Genomic DNA, 15,274 nt, shown 5'->3' with positions numbered 1-15,274 from the left:
TTAGTCGTATCTGATTCGTGGATCGAGTACTGCGTAGACGATGTCGGCCAGCAGATTCGCCAGCACCAGTGCTACCCCGGTAAACAGCGTGATCGCCAGGATGAGGTTGATCTCTCGGGAGGTGATCGCCCGGACGAACTCCCGGCCCAGTCCCGGCCAGCTAAACACGACCTCGACGACGACCGACCCGGCGACGATGTTCGCCGTCAGGAACGCGGCGACAGTCGTCACCGAGATCAGGGAGTTACGCAGGACGTGTTTGAGGATCACCGTTTGCTCGGGCAGTCCTTTCGCGCGCGCCGCGGTGACGTACTCCTTATTGATCTCCTCTGCCATCGAGGATCGCATGATCCGCATCATTGTCGAGGCAGAGGCAGTCCCGATGGTGATACCGGGTAAGATGAGGAACCACAGCATCTTGGGATCGAGCAGTGACTCCCGCGGGGGCAACACCGGCCAGAGGTTGAAGATCAACGCCCCGAACAGGATCAGCATGAGGCCGAGCCAGAAGTTCGGGATCGAGATGCCCGACAGCGCGACGAAACGGCTGACGTGGTCGCCCAGTTCGTCTTTCCTGACGGCGGCGTAGATCCCGGTCGGAATCGCGATGATGATCGCGAACGCCCACCCGAACAGTCCCAGCGCGACCGTCGGTGCGAGTCGGCTCGCGAGCACGTCGTTGACGTCGACGCCGGCCCGCGTGATCACCGGTCCGAGATCACCCTGCAACACGTTCGTGATCCAGCGGATGTACTGTTGCCAGAGTGGAAGATCGTAGCCGTACCGTGCCCGGAGCCGTGCTTTCTGTGCAGGACCCACATCTGGATTGAAGCTCACCAGCACGTCGATCGGATCACCCGGTGCGAGATGGACCAACCCAAATGTGACGACCGAGACACCGAACAGTATCGGGACCGTCAACAACACCCGTTTGAAGATAAAGCGTCGAAGACCCATGCGTTAGTAGTGATAAGGTGGTTGTGTACCGTTAGCTCGTCAGGTACGTGATCTGTTCGTCCTGTGGCGAGAACAGCGCGTATCCGATGATGTCCTGCGTGCTCGGATACGTGTTGAAGCCGTTGACGACAGTGTCATCGACGACGCCGACCAGCGTGCTGTGGGTGCCATAGGAGTTGGCGTTGAGTTCCAGCACTCGGGTCCAGACCTCCTCGTAGCGTTCCTGTCGCAGTTGCTCGTCCTGTGCGACATCGACCCCGTAGCGGGCCTTGCGCAACAGTTCGTTGAGGTCGTCGTCGTCGATGTTCTGGAAGTTACAACACTGGGCGAAGTTGTCGGGATGGTGGACCGACTTCGCGTAGCCGTGTGGGTTGAAGCCGCCGGACAGTCCGATGAACGCCAGTTTCCCGTTGTCGTAGTATTCGTCGCTCAGCAGTTGCGAGACGAAGTCGAGGAACTCGTAGGTTTCGAGCGTGGCTTCGAAGTACTCGGATTGATTGATCGACTCCTGAATGAGTTCGACCGTTCGCACGCGGTCGTCGTTATCGGAGTTGGTCTCGAGGGGGACCTGGATCGGCGTCTCCCAGCCGTTGTCGTCGATAGCCTCCTCGATCAGTTCAGTCGCACGCTCGCGGTCGTAGCTGTTGTACTCCTTGCCGTCCTCGGTGAGTTGCTCGTAGTCTGTCGTCCCGGCTGCCGAAGCCACTGGCGGCAGTGGCGTCCAGGCGGGATTCTCCCAGCCCTGGAAGATGTTCTCGGCGATGCTTTCACGCGGGATGAGATGATTGATCGCCCGTCGCACGCGCGAGTCCGTGAACGGCTCGACCGTCACGGGGAACTGCAGGAACGTGTAGCCGGCCCCGTTGGTCGCGGCCGTCCGATAGTCCTCGGAGGACTGGTAGTCGTTCAGCGTGCTGGCCGACAGCCCGTAAGTCATATCGATTTCGCCTTCCTGCAGGGCGGCCGAGCGCGAGGCGTCCTCGGAGACGAACGAGATGTCGACCTCGTCGACGGCCGGCCCGTTGGGGAAGTTCGACGGACCGTCGAACCAGTCTTTCAGTTCCGTGTCGAACCAGTAGTCGTCGAACTTCGAGAAGACGACGTACTCCTGATCTTCGAACTCCTTTAGCTGGAAGGGACCGGTCCCAAGGGGTGTGTTGCCCTGTCGCGGGTCCATCTCCTCGGGGGGGAGCGTCGCCGTCTCGGACGGATAGATCGGATGGTCACCGAGTTCGCGGATCGCCGCCGCGTCGGGTTCCTGCACGTAGAGATCGACCGTGTAGTCGCCGTCGGCCTGGATGTCGAGCATCGAGTCGAACACCTGCCCGGACAGCGACGAGTTTCGGATCCGCTCGTAGGACTCGACGACGTTGGCGGCAGTCAACTCCGAGCCGTTGTGGAAGGTGACACCTTCGTGGAGTTCGAACCGATAGTGCATCCCGTAGGTGCCATCTGCCACGGCGTCGGCGGCCTCGTTGACCGTCAGCACCTGCGCCTCGTCGCTCGATTCGGGATCGTTGTCCGGGTGTTCGACGACGACCTGTGCGTCCGTGTCGAGCACTTTCGCCCCGTTTTCGGTCTCGGTGTACGCTACGGTCGTCATGTAGTCGGTGTAGGACGACGCCGAAGCCTCCTGTACGTCGACCTGTTCGATGGACTCGGCGAGCCACGGATAGATCTCACCGGAGGCGGCGGTCGCGATCAGGCTCTCGTAGATGAGGTTGTGAAGGATCGACGCCGAGGCAGAACTGCTGTATGGGTAGTCGAACGTGTCCGGTCCTTCGCCGATCGCCGCATTGAACGTCCCACCCTCTTGGATGTCGTCGGGCGAAACAGTTACGCGTTCCTGAACCGGGTCGAGGTTGGCGTCACCACTCTCGCTACTCTCGCCGAAACCGAGTTGATCCATGCAGCCCGAAAGTGACAGGGCCGTGAGACCAGCGGCGCCACGGAGGAGGTTTCGTCGTGAAAAGTCGGGGAATCGGCCGTTATTATTTGATTTTGACATTTCTGAATCACCAGTGGAAGCTTACGCCACCATCACATTGGTGGCAAAAAAGGATTGTGGCGTGTGGTCACGTCTCACCGTCGATTTTGCTAATTAATGTCTGAAACAGTCCGAATTAAATCATTGTACACCAAATGCAGTTTCGGTGTTTTAAACTAACATTGTAAAAAAGAATGCCGAGCAAGTGTGAAAACAGTCGGTCATCAGCCGCGAGTCCGACTGTCGGAACTGTGAGAGAAGCCCGGGTCAGTCCGTCGACGAGACGTACGGACATCATCGTGGATTCATCACCGAAAACGAGCCAGAAAGTCAGTCTTTCGGGACCGAACCGCGTTCACCCGTGGCGGGTGAGTCGGAGACCACTCGACCATTCGTGTACCGGCTGTGAGATAACGATCGTTAGTATACTCAGCCCTTCAGTTACCAGTGGAAAATTCAGCTACCGATGATTGTCTCGATGAAACAGTTTGAGTAAGCTCGTTCGACGACGATAGAAGCCCGTACGGACTAGACAAGTATTCTATATTACATATGTGAGCAATGGCCGATCACTGATTCGGACTGGGCTTGGCCCCAGTTCGACGGATGTACCACAAGGGTATTTCTGGTGTCGTCCCTAGGAACGGTGATGCGACCGACCGACCGCGGTGTCTCACGGCGCGAGTTCGTCAAGGCGGCCGTCGCAATCGGCGGAACGGCGGCGCTGTCGGCCTGTCTCGACCGGGAGTCGCCCGACCTCCAGACTGGTGATCCGGCGGCGGTCCCCGACCGCCAGCACGCCTGGGACGACGCCTTGCCACGCGACGACCACGGCAACGTTCGGATGGCGAAGCACCACGTCCTGCTGTTGCTGGACTATGCAGGCGAGGGTACCCCGGACACCGAGGAGCGCGAGACCGTCGCGACGGCCTTCGAATCGCTCGAACGAGCCTATCCGTGGCGTAACGAGGGCCTTCTCTTTACCGTGGGCTACTCGCCGGCGTACTTCGCGCGCTTCGATGCGACCCGCGACGGCGTCGACCTGCCCCGACCGGAAGCGCTCGCACCGTTCGAAGACCCGGCACTCGACGAACCCGACGCGCTCGTCCACCTCGCGAGCGACTACGGCAGCGTCGTCCTTGGCGCTTCCCAGGCGCTGGCCGGCGAGCAGTCGACGCTCAACGGCGTGGACGTGACCGGCTTCAACGGCGTGTTCGACCGGGTCGACAAGCGCACGGGCTTCGTCGGCACAGGCCTGCCCGCCGAAAATCAGGACGTCGAGGGAATTCCCGACGACGAACCGGTCGACGAGGACGCGCCGCTGTTCATGGGCTTCAAATCCGGTTTCGAGAAGAATCAGGCCACCGAAGACAGCGTCACGATCGACGATGGGGCGTTCGCCGGCGGGACGACCCAGCACCTCTCGAAGATCAAACTTCACCTCGATCAGTGGTACGATCAGGACACCCGCTCGCAGCGCGTCGCCAAGATGTTCTGCCCGGCCCACGCCACCGAAGAACGCGTCGACGGCGTCGGCGAGAACCTCGGCGACGGCAGTCAACTGGGCGAGTGTCCGGCCCACGTCGAAGAAGATGCCCGCACGAACGGCATGGTCGGCCACGCCCAGAAGTCAGCGCGCGCACGCGATGAGAACGACGACCCACTGCTCCTCCGTCGGGACTTCGACTCGACCGACGGCGGCGAGGCCGGCCTGCACTTCCTCTCGCTACAGGGATCGATCAGCGACTTCGTCGACACCCGGCAGGCGATGAACGGCACCGACGTGAGCGAGGAGTCGACGGTCGGGACGCGGCTCAACAACGGGATTCTCCAGTATATGACGGTGACGCGGCGCGGGAACTACCTCGTCCCGCCGCGGTCGCTGCGGGCACTGCCCCGACCGAACCCGTCCGAATGACTTCGTTCGACGATCCGACCACATCGCTATAGAGGATCGAACCGCAAAGCGCGTGTATGGACCAGTCGCCACCTACGCGCAGAGCGCTGCTCGGCGGGATCGCCGGTCTCGGGACGACGGCACTCGCCGGCTGTTCTGGCCTGTTCGAACGCCAGTCGGTCGGCAACCCACCGGTCGTCGAGGAACGGCCAAACGCCGTCTACTACCCCAGCCACATCGAGGGCATGGAGATGATCGGAATGGCAGACGCGGGCGACCGCAGGGTCGGGCTGATGTACTCCTACGCCCACCGCTTCTGGACGATGAACGTCGGCGCGACCACGGAACGGGTCTCGCCGAGCGGTGACGTACACCTGATGGCAAGCGTCTGGGAGCCAGAGACCGGCCGCGTCCTCCCCGTCCGAAGCGGGCTGAAGATCACCATCGAGCAGGACGGCTCGACCGTCGCACAGGGAACACCGTGGACGATGCTCTCGCAGAACATGGGCTTTCACTACGGCGACAACTACGCGTTGAACGGCGACGGCACGTACACCGTCAGCGTCGAGACCGGCGGCCTCTCGATCGATCGACGTGGCGACTTCGCCGACCGCTTTGGCGAGTCGGCGACCGCGACCTTCGAGTGGGAGTACAGCACCAGTACACGCGACGGGATCACGCTCGACCGACTGGACAACGCCGGCGAGACCGGCGCGGTAAGCCCGATGAGCGACATGATGATGCCCCTCTCGGTCGCACCGACAGCCGAGGACCTGCCGGGACGGGTGCTGGGCACGGGCGAGAGCGGCGACGCAATCTTCGTGGCGACCGCGACCGAAGACGACGGCGGCCAGTATCTCGCGGTGTCGCCCCGGACGCCGTACAGTCACTTCATCCTCCCGCAGATGGCGCTGTCGGCGACGATCACGCGCGAAGGCGAGACGGTGTTCGACGGGCCGCTCGCGCCGGCCGTCGACCCCGACCGAGGCTACCACTACGGGGCCACAGTCGACGGCAGCGTCGAGCGTGGCGACGAGCTAACGGTCGTCGTCGACTCGGTCCCCCAGATTTCCCGTCACGAGGGGTACGAGACCGCCTTCCTCTCGATGCCCGACGTGACGATGACGGTTCAGTAGGCCACCGCGTGTGGCCGGAGTTTCTGGCCCGGAAACTGTGGTTCTGTTTATATGCTGTCTGGGCATCTCGTGGCGAGTATGGAAGCGATACAGACGACTACCCTCCACAAATCGTTCGGCGACGTACAGGCCGTCGACGGTCTCGACCTGACCGTCGAGCAGGGCGAGGTGTTCGGATTCTTAGGCCCCAACGGTGCCGGCAAGTCGACGACGATCAACATGCTGCTTGGCTTCCTCAGCCCGACCGAAGGCGAGATCGAAGTGCTGGGCCACGACGTGACCGAGAAGTCACGCGCCGTCCGCCAGCGCACCGGCCTGCTACCCGAAGGATACGAACCGTACCCGAACCTCACCGGTCGCGAGCACGTCCAGTCCGCCATCGACGCCAAGGGAGCCGACGACGACCCGGACGAACTGCTCGAACGCGTCGGTCTCGACCCCGAGGCCGCCCGGCGCAGGGCCAAGGGCTACTCGACGGGGATGCAACAGCGCATGTCGCTCGCAGTCGCGCTGGTCGGCCAGCCGGACCTGTTGATCTTCGACGAACCGTCGGCAGGGCTGGACCCGGATGGCGTCGCCTTGCTGCGGGAGATCATCCAGACCGAGACCGAGCGCGGCGCGACCGTCTTTTTCTCCTCACACATCCTCGACGAGGTCGAGAAGGTGTGTGATCGTGTCGGCATCCTCTCGCAGGGCGAACTGGTCGCCGTCGACACCATCGACAATCTCCGGTCGGAACTGCAAGCCGGTGCGACGGTGACGGCGACCCTCGACACCGTCCCCGACGATCTCGGTCTCGACGACATCGACGCCGTCCGGTCGGTCAGCGTCGTGGACCGGACCGTCACCGCCGAGTGTACCAGCGGGCGGGCGAAAATGGCGGTCCTGCGCGAACTCGACGACCGCGGGACCGTCGTCGACATCAGCATCGACGACGCCTCCCTCGAATCCCTGTTCGATCAGTTCACCCGCGGAAACGCGACCGCGGCCGCCCCCACCGAGGGAGCCACCGAGTCGCCGACAGATCGCACGGCCGCCACCGACGGAGGGACACGATGAGCGTCGGCACCGTGCTGCGCGACGACATGCGCAACACCCGCCGGTCGTTCGTCGTGCTCGGCGTCGTCGGCGTACTCACGCTGCTGGTCGGCCTCATCGTCGGCTCCGACGCCAGCGCTCACGACTACCCCTATCGGGCGCTGTTCGACGTGTCCTTTTTCTTCTTCCTGGCGCTGCCGCTGATCATCACGCCGCTGACCTACCTCGCCATCGCCGGCGACCGCGACAGCGGGGCGATCAAGCACGCGCTGGGACTGCCCAACACCCGAGCGGAGTACCTGACGGCGAAATACGTCTCGCGCGGCGTCGTCGCTGTCGTTGGGGTCCTCGTCGCTCTCGTCGTCGGCTTCGTCGTCGCACAGTTCGCCTATCCCAACGCCCCCGACCCCGTCCGCTTCGTGAAGTTCGCGACCGTCTCGGCGCTCTTTGCCCTCTCGATGACCGGCATCTTCGTCGCCATCTCGGCGATGACGAGCAGGCGCTCGCGCGCGATGTTCGGCGTCATCACCGCCTACTTCCTGCTTGGACCGTTCTGGCTGGGCGTCCTCCCGGTCGTGAGCCTCGGGACAGTCATCGACACCGTCACGTCGACCGTCGGGGTCACGCTGGCCGAAGAGACGGTCGAGCTGATTCAGATGCTCTCGCCGACGACGGCTTACCTTAGCTCCACCGAGTTCGTCTACGCCGGCGTCATCGACAACCACGAGATGCTCGCCCAGAGCTTCGAGGGCGACGAGTACTACGACCAACTGTGGTTTGCCTCGCTCGTGATGGGGCTGTGGGCGGTGGCGACGGTCGCGGTCGGCTACGTCCGCTTCCGGGTCGCAGAACTCGGGTGACGCCACCGCCGCCGTCGGGATCTCTCAGTGACCCGTCGAGACGAAGTGCAGGCCGACGATACCGACGACGATGACGGCGACGAATCCGAGTCGGGCGGCCGTCGCCGGTTCGTCGAACAGTACGATCCCAAGCGTCGCCGTTCCGACGGCACCGATGCCGGTCCAGACGGCGTACGCGGTCCCGATCGGCAACTGTTCGACTGCTCTGGCGAGAAGCACCATACTCACGACGAGCGCGATACCCGTCAGGAGCGTCGGGACGGGTTTCGAGAGGCCATCGGAGTAGCGAAGCCCGATGGCCCACGCGACCTCGAACAGGCCTGCGACGAACAGAAGCGGCCAAGACATGGTTCGATCTACGCGAGCGTGCTGGAATGGCTTCCGGTCGCCGACAGCCTCATACGGACGGTTGTAGCGATGTACCGGTGAGCGTCTCTCCCGTGGCGGCGCTCACCGGTACGCGACGACAACGTTCCGTATCACTCGGTCGGTTCCAGCAGGTCGTCGACCAAGCGCGTAAAGCGGTCGAGCAGGCGCTCGGGCAGCGACGGCGCGATATCGTCGAGCAGTCGGGCCGTCGCTGTCGGTCGCGCCACTGCAAGACGCATCGTCCCGTCGTCGTCGCGTTTCTCGATCAGCCCCTGCTCGACGAGCCTACCAGTGTGATAGGAGAGTGTCGAGCGTGCGATGCCAACGTTCTCGGCGACCGTCGACGGCCGCGACGGTCCCCGTTCGAGCAACGAGAGGACGACATCGCGGGCGGTTTCGCGCCGGAGCAAGGCCAGCGCTCGCCGTTCCCACGGGTCGATCTCGGGCGGGTAGTAGTGTGTCTTGCCGTACAGTCGCTGGGCGACCACCGCGTCCCGGCGTTCGAGCTTTCGGAGATGGTACTGGACCTGTCCCGGCGCGAGGTCGAGCGCCCGCGTAAGCGCGTTGAAGTGTCGGCCGGGGTTGTCGTGGACGTGTTCTCTGAGTCTCGTGCGTGTGTCTGTCATCGAGATCACTCCGGTGTCGGTCGGACCGATCGGGCGTAGTATACCGCCGCGACGACGAGGGCGGCAAGCACCACGTCGAGGGCGTGTTCGAGTAGATGGTGGGCCTGCAGGTCGATTGCCCCGGCGAGCGAGAGCGCGGCCACCGCCGAGCGAGCGAACAGTGCCGCGAGCGCCAGTGCGACCAGCAGATAGGGGCGTGACTGCCGGCGGACGAACGCGGCGACGCCCAGTCCGAGCAGGATCGCCGAGCCCAGCATACCGACGGTCACCAGCGCCAGGACACCGGCGCTCGTTCCGTAGGGATCGGCGTGCAGTGGCACCCACCACATTGAGAGCGGCTACGGTTCGGTCACACCTGAGGGCTTCGATCAGGCGACGACAGGCAGGGCTACTGTGGCAGTTCGGCGCTGCACACGTGACCATCGCCAGTCAGCGTGCCCAGAGAGTGCTCTTCTACGCTGCTTCCGGCACACACGCACGCAGAGGAAAAGAAATCATTATAGGTCGGCGCTTCCGAGCCTCGAAACATGCAACGACGAGCCGCGGCGATTTACTTCGTGTTCTTCCTCGTCGTCGGTGCGGGGGCGTATGCCTACATCGGCGTCGCCGAGCAGACACACCAACCACAGTTCCAGCTCGACGGCACGACCATCGAGAACGGGAGTGGCGCGACCATCGGCGAGACGCAGTACCAGCTCTCGGCGATCACCACCAGCGGCGGTGGCGGCCACGGTGGTGGCGGCGAGACAGTCGCAGAGCTATCTTGGACCAACGAGTCGTTCCTGAACACGGGAACGATCGAGAACAACGCCACGACGACCTACCAGAACGATAGCTATCTGGTCGTCATCGAAAACGAGTCCGGCGTCTCCGAGTTCGACCTGCAGGCCCAGCAGAACGTCACGGCTATCATCAGCAACGACTCGGCCGTCGAGAACTCGCTTGCGACCCAGAACGGCACGGACTACGTCGTCTACCGCGACAACGACACACTCCGCCCGCTGAGTGAGTATCTCCCCGAACCCGAGACGCTCACCTTCGCCGAAGGCGAGACGTTCCCCTACGAGGGTAACGACGCGACCATCGCGAACGTCACCACCAGCGCAGTCCAGCTCGAATGGACCGCGCCCAAGGACAACAGCGTCGAACTCAAGGAAGGCCAGAACGTCACGCTCGCCGACGGGCAGCGCTACTTCGCACACTTCCACCACCACGAGTCGGTCGACGTCGTCTCGTCCGACCAGTACGCCCAGTACGTCCAGACCAACAACGAGCGGGACACGTTCCACGAGCGGATCAACGGTCTGTGGGCCATCGTCATCATCAGCGGGAGTGCCGCAGTGATCCTCCTCTCGACCGCCTACCTGCCCGTCCGGGGCTGACCCGACACACCACGTTTTTCGGAATCGATACGCCGAGGACTCCGTTCTCGCAGCGAAATCGCCCACGAGAGCGCGGCCGCTATCTGGCGACTGACGGGCAGTGAAACACCGAGAACGCAGCCGATGCGACGACTCTACTCTCGCCCGCTCCAGCTAACGTAGGCCAGTCCCACGCCGAGTGCGATCGTCAGCAAGACACCGACCACCTGCAGCGCCGACGCGATGATGTCGTTGTTCGTTGCCCATGGCGTCCCCGAAATCGTGCCCAACCCGATCAGGACCAGCAACACACCAACACTGATGCCGAGTGGCTCCGCCAGATCGTCGAACCGTTCGGTGAGTGCGTTCATATGCTCCCTCTCGTTGCTGTCCGTGGTAAGCTTCGTGGTTCTATGTCGGTGGGGCATGTTCGGTGAGAACGCAGGAAAACGGGCCGGGAGGGACTGAGCAAACGCCTCTCGTTTGCGAGGGTCGGGAAAGCGTGCTCTCCCGGGACTTGAACCGGAACCAGACGTGCTCGCTCACTCCGTTCGCTGCGCGCGACTGGTAGGGTTCAAGTCCGCTGTGGCCGCTTCGCTCGTCACCTTCGTTCCTCGCAGAAGCGGGCCGGGAGGGACTGAGCAAACGCCTCGCGTTTGTGAGGGTCGGAAAAGCGTGCTCTCCCGGGACTTGAACCGGAACCAGACGTGCTCGCTCACTCCGTTCGCTGCGCGCGACTGGTAGGGTTCAAGCCCACATGGCGTTTTCACTGCTCACTGTCGTTCGCAGGAAAACGGGCCGGGAGGGACTTGAACCCCCGACCGTCTGGTTAAAAGCCAGACGCTCTGCCAACTGAGCTACCGGCCCACGGTCAACAGTGGGGGGAGGTATGGCTAAGGGCTTTCGATTACTCGTCGTCGAAGGGGAGTTCGATCTCGTAGCCAACGGCCTCGATTGCGGCGTCGAGGACGCCATCGACGTTGTCCTCCTCGGTGACGCTCATGTAGTGGTCGGCCGCCACGTCGGTGGATACGTCGGCCTTGTTTGCGATCGTCAGGACCGGTGCGTCGAAGCGCTCGGCGAGGGCGTCACGGAGTTCCAGCTGGACTTCGAGCGGGTAACCACAGTTCCCGCTCGGGTCGAGAAAGACCAGCACGGCGTCGGCGAGGTGTTCGACGGCGCTGACGGCCTGCGATTCGATGTCGTTGCGCTCCGATTCGGGTCGGTCCAGCAGCCCCGGCGTGTCCACGAGCTGGTAGCGAATGCGGTCGCGTTCGACGTGGCCGACACGAATCTGTGTGGTCGTGAAGGGGTAGCTCGCGGTCTCGTTGCGGGCGTTCGTGACGAGATTGACGAACGAAGACTTGCCGACGTTGGGGTAGCCCGCGACGACGATAGTCGGCTCGTCGGGACGGATGTCGGGCAGCGTCTTCAGTTCGTCACGCGCGGCGGAGATGGCGGCCAGGTCGTCCTCGACCTCCTCGACGATGTCGGCCATGCGGGCGAAGGCCTGCTTGCGCAGTTTTCGGGCGGTGTCGGCGTCGTTGGTCATCCGCCCCTGGTACTCACGGTGGATGTCCTTGGCCTTGCGGGAGGCCCACTGGACTTCAGAGAGGTGCTGGCGCAGGGCGTCGATCCCGCCCTCGCCCTCGACGTTGCTCGTGATGATCGCGTCGGCCAGTTCGATGTAAAAGGGATCGAGGGTGTCGATGTCCGGCCACGCGGTGACGACGTTCTGGAGGTTGTCCGAGACGATGTTCGACGCCGTCTGAAGCATCGACTGCTGGCCCTCGATGCCGGTCTTGGCTTTGCCGGCGCGGGCCGCCCGAGAGAAGGCTTTGTCGATGACTTCCTCGGCCGTCGGCGTCGTCGGAAGGTCCTCGAAAGGATGGCTCATTGGACCGGTATAGATGGCCTGCGCGTAAAAGCACGTTCGTTCGGGGGCGCTCACTGGAGTGTCTGGTGCCCCGGACGGTCCGCGTCCCGAACGAGCGCGCCGTCGACCAGAATTCGACCGTCGCCGGTGACCGTGACTCGGTGATCCGGTACCTGAAACGTCAGTTTCCAGTTCGTCCCCTCCATCGATGCCAGCGCACCCAGCGCGTTGGTGTCGATGTGGTCGTGCAGCGAGTAGTCGAGTTCCTGTGGTGCGCTGTGCTCGACGGCCGCCAGTGCGTCGACGATCGCGAGCGTGAGCGAACGGGTGCCCGTCATGGCTCTTGCCTCCGAGACCGTTCGTCGAGGTGCTGGCAGCCGTCGCGCAGTGACGGCGGGAGGGCAGTGACGTTCTCGTGGATCGACGTGAGGACCGTCGCGACCTCCTCGAACCGTGGACCGCGTTTCGCACACAGCGGTTCGTGTCGCCACTCGATCAAGCCAGCTTCTTCGAGGACTGGCAGGTGTGCGTGGACCAGTTCGCTGTACAGTGTCTCCGGATTGTAGAGGAGATGTGGAGGGTTGGCAGCCTCAGGCAACGACAGTTCACGGTCCGGTGGTGCCTCCATCAGCGACACGACGAGCTGACGACGTGGTTCGGCAGTGAGTGCCTGAAACAGCGTGTTCCAGCGCTCGATCATCGTACGTTTGTCGACTGTGCTAGTCCCTGTCATAGGCAGATGTAAATGTTACCTGACACACAAAAAGTCTTCCGTAGGTGTGTATTTTGACCAATGTTTGTTTCGACGCCACTTTTGCGCCGGCGCGCCCACCACCGCCCATGGGACAGATCGACGCGAGTGAGGTCCTCCCGAACGAGCACATTCGACAGATGGCGGCCGATGGTGAGATCACACAGATGCACCGCGGCCACGAGTACGCCAGCGAAGGCGATACCTTCGAAATCGACGGCCAGCAGTTCACGGTGACTGACGTGACTCACCGGACACTCGGTGACCTGACCGACGAGGACGCACAGCGGGAAGGTTCCGAGGATCTGGCGGCCTACAAGAAACGACTCGAACGCGTTCACGACCACTTCGAGTGGGACCCCACCAGCGAGGTCGTGCGCCACCGCTTCGAAGCCACCGAGGAGTAGGCCCGCCGCCCTCGCTAGCGGCGTGCAGCCAGTTCGTCCCGCAGATCCTCGGCATCCATATCCTTCATCGCCAGCAACACGAGCAGGTGATAGACGATGTCGGCGCTCTCGTGGGCGATCTCCTCGTGGTCGTCGTCTTTCGCTGCCAGAATCAGCTCCGTCGTCTCCTCACCCAGCTTTTCGAGCACGGCATTCTCGCCTTTCTCGTGGGTAAAGAGCGAAGCAGTGTAGGAGTCCTCGGGGAGGTCGGCTTTGCGCTGTTCGATCACGTCGAAGAGGTCGTCGAGAATCTCGTCGGCGTCGGCATCGGTCATACCCGTGTGGGCGTGACGATGGGTCTTGAGAGCATCGCTCCGTCTCGCGCTGCCATCGAGATCGGAAGGAGTCTACGCCTCGACAGTCTCGAAGAACGCCAGATCGTGGATTCGGGGATCGTCGGTCAGTTCCGGGTGGAACGAGGTCGCGAGGACCGGCCCCTGTTTGACCGCCACGGCGCGACCGTCCCACTCGGCCAACACCTCGACATCGTCGCCCACGTCGTCGATCACGGGCGCGCGGATGAACACTGCGGGGAACGGCTCGTCGAGACCGTCCACGTCGAGCGGAGCCTCGAAGCTGTCTTTCTGGCGGCCGAAGGCGTTGCGCTCGACGGTCACGTCGAGGAGGTCGAGCGCCTCGACGCGGTCGTCCTGCGGATCAGTCGAGGCGACGATCAGGCCGGCACAGGTCGCCAGCACGGGCTTGCCGGCGGCGACGTGGGCTTTGATCTCCTCGTCGATCCCCTCGTCGTGGAGGAGTCGGGAGATCGTCGTCGACTCGCCGCCGGGCAGCAGGAGCACGTCGCAGTCGGGAACGGTGCCAGCAGTACGAATTTCGTGAATCTCGCTGTCCTCGCCGTGGGCGCGCGCGGCCCGCTCGATGGCGTCGGCGTGTTCGGACACGTCGCCCTGCACGGCGATCACGCCCGCTGTCAGCGTCATGGCTGCCCGTTAGCGATTGAGTGCGTTAAAGGCCTCGCTCCGACGGCGTCTCAGACCATCCGTTCGACGTACTTTGCGATCACGTCGACTTCGAGGTGGATCGAGTCGCCGACCGCTTTGTCCGAGAGTGTCGTCACGTCGTAGGTTGTCGGGATGATCGCCACGGCGAAGGAATCGTCCGTTCGGTCGGCGACAGTGAGACTGATGCCGTCGACGGTGATCGACCCCTTCTCGACGACGTAGCGTTCGATGTCGGCGGGCAGTGAGAAGGTAAAGCGCCAGTCCTCGCCGACGCGCTCGATGGTCTCGACGGTCGCCGTCGCATCGACGTGGCCCTGCACGATGTGGCCGTCGAAGCGCCCCTCGGCAGGCATCGCGCGTTCGAGGTTGACACTGTCGCCCTCCTCGATCGCATCGAAGGCGGTTCGGTCCATCGTCTCCTCGGCGAGGAAGACGGAGAACCACTCGCCGTCGACGGACTCCTCGACGGTGAGACAGGCCCCGCTGACGCTGATCGACTGGCCGTGTTCGAGGTCCGAAAAGTCGGTGCCGATCCGAAGGCGTCGGCCCTCGTCGGTGTCCTCGATCGCACGCACGTCGCCCGTCGCCTCGACGATGCCGGTGAACATACCTCGGCTTGGGAGAGTTGTCACAAGAGAGTTATGGATAACAGATATGGAACGGCATCGGACGAACGGCTTTTGCCCGCTGCTGGCGTAGGCGGGCGTATGCCACGGGGGATTCTCGAACTGATCGGGCTGGCCGGCTCGGTGCTCTTTGCGGCGTCGGTCGGCCTGTTCGGCGTCGAGACGCTCGCTGCCGGGGACACGGTGCCGGGACTGGGGTATCTCGTCGTCGCCGCGCTGATGGTGCTGGTCCCCTACTACGTGACGACGCCCGACGACGTGGCCGGCAACGTCGTCGAGCGAACCGTCGACCGCGTCGTCGAGACAGAGGACGACTAGCCCCGACCGTCGTCGCAACTGGCGCATGTCCGTGATCCGAGACAGGCTATCGAGTGCGGCGAGT

19 protein-coding genes and 1 tRNA gene are annotated in these 15,274 nt (G+C 63.4%); 7 read left to right on the top strand and 13 right to left on the bottom strand.

Annotation, left to right across the window (positions count from 1 at the left end):
• Positions 1–957, bottom strand: a complete 957-nt coding sequence (locus tag AC5FRW_RS09375) for an ABC transporter permease (protein ID WP_493568178.1) — start codon at positions 955–957, stop codon at positions 1–3.
• Between the two features lie 31 nt (positions 958–988).
• Positions 989–2,866 (bottom strand): ABC transporter substrate-binding protein, encoded by a 1,878-nt coding sequence (locus tag AC5FRW_RS09370; protein ID WP_493568177.1) that lies wholly within the window; start codon positions 2,864–2,866, stop codon positions 989–991.
• 727 nt (positions 2,867–3,593) lie between these two features.
• Between AC5FRW_RS09370 and AC5FRW_RS09365 the strand changes: the two genes are divergently transcribed.
• The 4 genes from AC5FRW_RS09365 to AC5FRW_RS09350 all read left to right on the top strand — a co-directional run bounded on the left by AC5FRW_RS09365 (position 3,594) and on the right by AC5FRW_RS09350 (position 7,875).
• Positions 3,594–4,862, top strand: a complete 1,269-nt coding sequence (locus AC5FRW_RS09365) for a DUF7405 family protein (RefSeq protein WP_493568176.1) — start codon at positions 3,594–3,596, stop codon at positions 4,860–4,862.
• 56 nt (positions 4,863–4,918) lie between these two features.
• On the top strand, positions 4,919–5,977 hold the full coding sequence (locus tag AC5FRW_RS09360; RefSeq protein ID WP_493568175.1) for a DUF7350 domain-containing protein: 1,059 nt from the start codon (positions 4,919–4,921) through the stop codon (positions 5,975–5,977).
• 78 nt (positions 5,978–6,055) lie between these two features.
• Complete coding sequence (locus AC5FRW_RS09355) at positions 6,056–7,036, top strand: ABC transporter ATP-binding protein (protein ID WP_493568174.1); 981 nt, start codon at positions 6,056–6,058, stop codon at positions 7,034–7,036.
• Entirely contained in the window at positions 7,033–7,875 is an 843-nt protein-coding gene (locus tag AC5FRW_RS09350; protein WP_493568173.1) for an ABC transporter permease subunit, read from the top strand. The genes AC5FRW_RS09355 and AC5FRW_RS09350 overlap by 4 nt, the downstream gene beginning before the upstream one ends.
• A 24-nt stretch (positions 7,876–7,899) precedes the next feature.
• Here AC5FRW_RS09350 and AC5FRW_RS09345 read toward each other — a convergent pair whose 3' ends face one another.
• The 3 genes from AC5FRW_RS09345 to AC5FRW_RS09335 form a co-directional block, all read right to left on the bottom strand.
• Complete coding sequence (locus AC5FRW_RS09345; protein ID WP_493568172.1) at positions 7,900–8,223, bottom strand: DMT family transporter; 324 nt, start codon at positions 8,221–8,223, stop codon at positions 7,900–7,902.
• Between the two features lie 131 nt (positions 8,224–8,354).
• Entirely contained in the window at positions 8,355–8,870 is a 516-nt protein-coding gene (locus AC5FRW_RS09340; protein WP_493568171.1) for a winged helix-turn-helix transcriptional regulator, read from the bottom strand.
• 5 nt (positions 8,871–8,875) lie between these two features.
• The gene (locus AC5FRW_RS09335) at positions 8,876–9,199 is read right to left on the bottom strand and encodes a DUF7471 family protein (RefSeq protein ID WP_493568170.1); all 324 of its coding nucleotides are present in this window, start codon (positions 9,197–9,199) and stop codon (positions 8,876–8,878) included.
• 198 nt (positions 9,200–9,397) lie between these two features.
• On the opposite strand from AC5FRW_RS09335, the gene AC5FRW_RS09330 reads away from it, so the two are divergent.
• The gene (locus AC5FRW_RS09330) at positions 9,398–10,252 is read left to right on the top strand and encodes a DUF8231 family protein (protein WP_493568169.1); all 855 of its coding nucleotides are present in this window, start codon (positions 9,398–9,400) and stop codon (positions 10,250–10,252) included.
• Between the two features lie 134 nt (positions 10,253–10,386).
• Here the strand turns inward: AC5FRW_RS09330 and AC5FRW_RS09325 are convergent, their stop codons facing one another.
• The 5 genes from AC5FRW_RS09325 to AC5FRW_RS09305 form a co-directional block, all read right to left on the bottom strand.
• Positions 10,387–10,602 carry a DUF8123 family protein gene (locus AC5FRW_RS09325; RefSeq protein ID WP_493568168.1) on the bottom strand — a complete coding sequence of 72 codons (216 nt, stop codon included), beginning with the start codon at positions 10,600–10,602 and terminating at the stop codon, positions 10,387–10,389.
• 423 nt (positions 10,603–11,025) lie between these two features.
• Positions 11,026–11,098: transfer RNA gene (locus AC5FRW_RS09320), tRNA-Lys, on the bottom strand.
• A 40-nt stretch (positions 11,099–11,138) separates the two neighbouring features.
• Positions 11,139–12,128 (bottom strand): NOG1 family protein, encoded by a 990-nt coding sequence (locus AC5FRW_RS09315; protein WP_493568167.1) that lies wholly within the window; start codon positions 12,126–12,128, stop codon positions 11,139–11,141.
• A gap of 50 nt (positions 12,129–12,178) precedes the next feature.
• A complete protein-coding gene (locus AC5FRW_RS09310; protein WP_493568166.1) occupies positions 12,179–12,445 on the bottom strand; it encodes a HalOD1 output domain-containing protein in 267 nt (88 codons plus the stop codon).
• Positions 12,442–12,840, bottom strand: a complete 399-nt coding sequence (locus AC5FRW_RS09305) for a hypothetical protein (RefSeq protein ID WP_493568165.1) — start codon at positions 12,838–12,840, stop codon at positions 12,442–12,444. The genes AC5FRW_RS09310 and AC5FRW_RS09305 overlap by 4 nt, the downstream gene beginning before the upstream one ends.
• A 107-nt stretch (positions 12,841–12,947) precedes the next feature.
• Between AC5FRW_RS09305 and AC5FRW_RS09300 the strand changes: the two genes are divergently transcribed.
• Entirely contained in the window at positions 12,948–13,265 is a 318-nt protein-coding gene (locus AC5FRW_RS09300) for an ASCH domain-containing protein (protein WP_493568164.1), read from the top strand.
• A 14-nt stretch (positions 13,266–13,279) separates the two neighbouring features.
• Here AC5FRW_RS09300 and hisE read toward each other — a convergent pair whose 3' ends face one another.
• From hisE to AC5FRW_RS09285, 3 genes are all read right to left on the bottom strand, one after another.
• Complete coding sequence (hisE, locus tag AC5FRW_RS09295) at positions 13,280–13,579, bottom strand: phosphoribosyl-ATP diphosphatase (protein WP_493568163.1); 300 nt, start codon at positions 13,577–13,579, stop codon at positions 13,280–13,282.
• 72 nt (positions 13,580–13,651) lie between these two features.
• Positions 13,652–14,245, bottom strand: a complete 594-nt coding sequence (gene pdxT, locus AC5FRW_RS09290) for a pyridoxal 5'-phosphate synthase glutaminase subunit PdxT (protein WP_493568162.1) — start codon at positions 14,243–14,245, stop codon at positions 13,652–13,654.
• A gap of 50 nt (positions 14,246–14,295) precedes the next feature.
• On the bottom strand, positions 14,296–14,874 hold the full coding sequence (locus tag AC5FRW_RS09285) for a riboflavin synthase (RefSeq protein WP_493568161.1): 579 nt from the start codon (positions 14,872–14,874) through the stop codon (positions 14,296–14,298).
• A 99-nt stretch (positions 14,875–14,973) separates the two neighbouring features.
• Between AC5FRW_RS09285 and AC5FRW_RS09280 the strand changes: the two genes are divergently transcribed.
• Positions 14,974–15,210, top strand: a complete 237-nt coding sequence (locus AC5FRW_RS09280) for a DUF7533 family protein (protein ID WP_493568160.1) — start codon at positions 14,974–14,976, stop codon at positions 15,208–15,210.
• Positions 15,211–15,274 lie beyond the last annotated feature (64 nt).

It is taken from the genome of Halomicrobium sp. HArcht3-1 (assembly GCF_058933345.1).
This window is presented reverse-complemented; position numbering and strand designations above follow the sequence as displayed.

Excerpts from the sequence above, each read along its gene's own strand:
- AC5FRW_RS09375 (WP_493568178.1), bottom strand. The coding sequence starts at position 957 with ATGGGTCTTCGACGCTTTATCTTCAAACGGGTGTTGTTGACGGTCCCG.
- AC5FRW_RS09370 (WP_493568177.1), bottom strand. The coding sequence starts at position 2,866 with ATGGATCAACTCGGTTTCGGCGAGAGTAGCGAGAGTGGTGACGCCAAC.
- AC5FRW_RS09365 (WP_493568176.1), top strand. The coding sequence starts at position 3,594 with ATGCGACCGACCGACCGCGGTGTCTCACGGCGCGAGTTCGTCAAGGCG.
- AC5FRW_RS09360 (WP_493568175.1), top strand. The coding sequence starts at position 4,919 with ATGGACCAGTCGCCACCTACGCGCAGAGCGCTGCTCGGCGGGATCGCC.
- AC5FRW_RS09355 (WP_493568174.1), top strand. The coding sequence starts at position 6,056 with ATGGAAGCGATACAGACGACTACCCTCCACAAATCGTTCGGCGACGTA.
- AC5FRW_RS09350 (WP_493568173.1), top strand. The coding sequence starts at position 7,033 with ATGAGCGTCGGCACCGTGCTGCGCGACGACATGCGCAACACCCGCCGG.
- AC5FRW_RS09345 (WP_493568172.1), bottom strand. The coding sequence starts at position 8,223 with ATGTCTTGGCCGCTTCTGTTCGTCGCAGGCCTGTTCGAGGTCGCGTGG.
- AC5FRW_RS09340 (WP_493568171.1), bottom strand. The coding sequence starts at position 8,870 with ATGACAGACACACGCACGAGACTCAGAGAACACGTCCACGACAACCCC.
- AC5FRW_RS09335 (WP_493568170.1), bottom strand. The coding sequence starts at position 9,199 with ATGTGGTGGGTGCCACTGCACGCCGATCCCTACGGAACGAGCGCCGGT.
- AC5FRW_RS09330 (WP_493568169.1), top strand. The coding sequence starts at position 9,398 with ATGCAACGACGAGCCGCGGCGATTTACTTCGTGTTCTTCCTCGTCGTC.
- AC5FRW_RS09325 (WP_493568168.1), bottom strand. The coding sequence starts at position 10,602 with ATGAACGCACTCACCGAACGGTTCGACGATCTGGCGGAGCCACTCGGC.
- AC5FRW_RS09315 (WP_493568167.1), bottom strand. The coding sequence starts at position 12,128 with ATGAGCCATCCTTTCGAGGACCTTCCGACGACGCCGACGGCCGAGGAA.
- AC5FRW_RS09310 (WP_493568166.1), bottom strand. The coding sequence starts at position 12,445 with ATGACGGGCACCCGTTCGCTCACGCTCGCGATCGTCGACGCACTGGCG.
- AC5FRW_RS09305 (WP_493568165.1), bottom strand. The coding sequence starts at position 12,840 with ATGACAGGGACTAGCACAGTCGACAAACGTACGATGATCGAGCGCTGG.
- AC5FRW_RS09300 (WP_493568164.1), top strand. The coding sequence starts at position 12,948 with ATGGGACAGATCGACGCGAGTGAGGTCCTCCCGAACGAGCACATTCGA.
- hisE (WP_493568163.1), bottom strand. The coding sequence starts at position 13,579 with ATGACCGATGCCGACGCCGACGAGATTCTCGACGACCTCTTCGACGTG.
- pdxT (WP_493568162.1), bottom strand. The coding sequence starts at position 14,245 with ATGACGCTGACAGCGGGCGTGATCGCCGTGCAGGGCGACGTGTCCGAA.
- AC5FRW_RS09285 (WP_493568161.1), bottom strand. The coding sequence starts at position 14,874 with ATGTTCACCGGCATCGTCGAGGCGACGGGCGACGTGCGTGCGATCGAG.
- AC5FRW_RS09280 (WP_493568160.1), top strand. The coding sequence starts at position 14,974 with ATGCCACGGGGGATTCTCGAACTGATCGGGCTGGCCGGCTCGGTGCTC.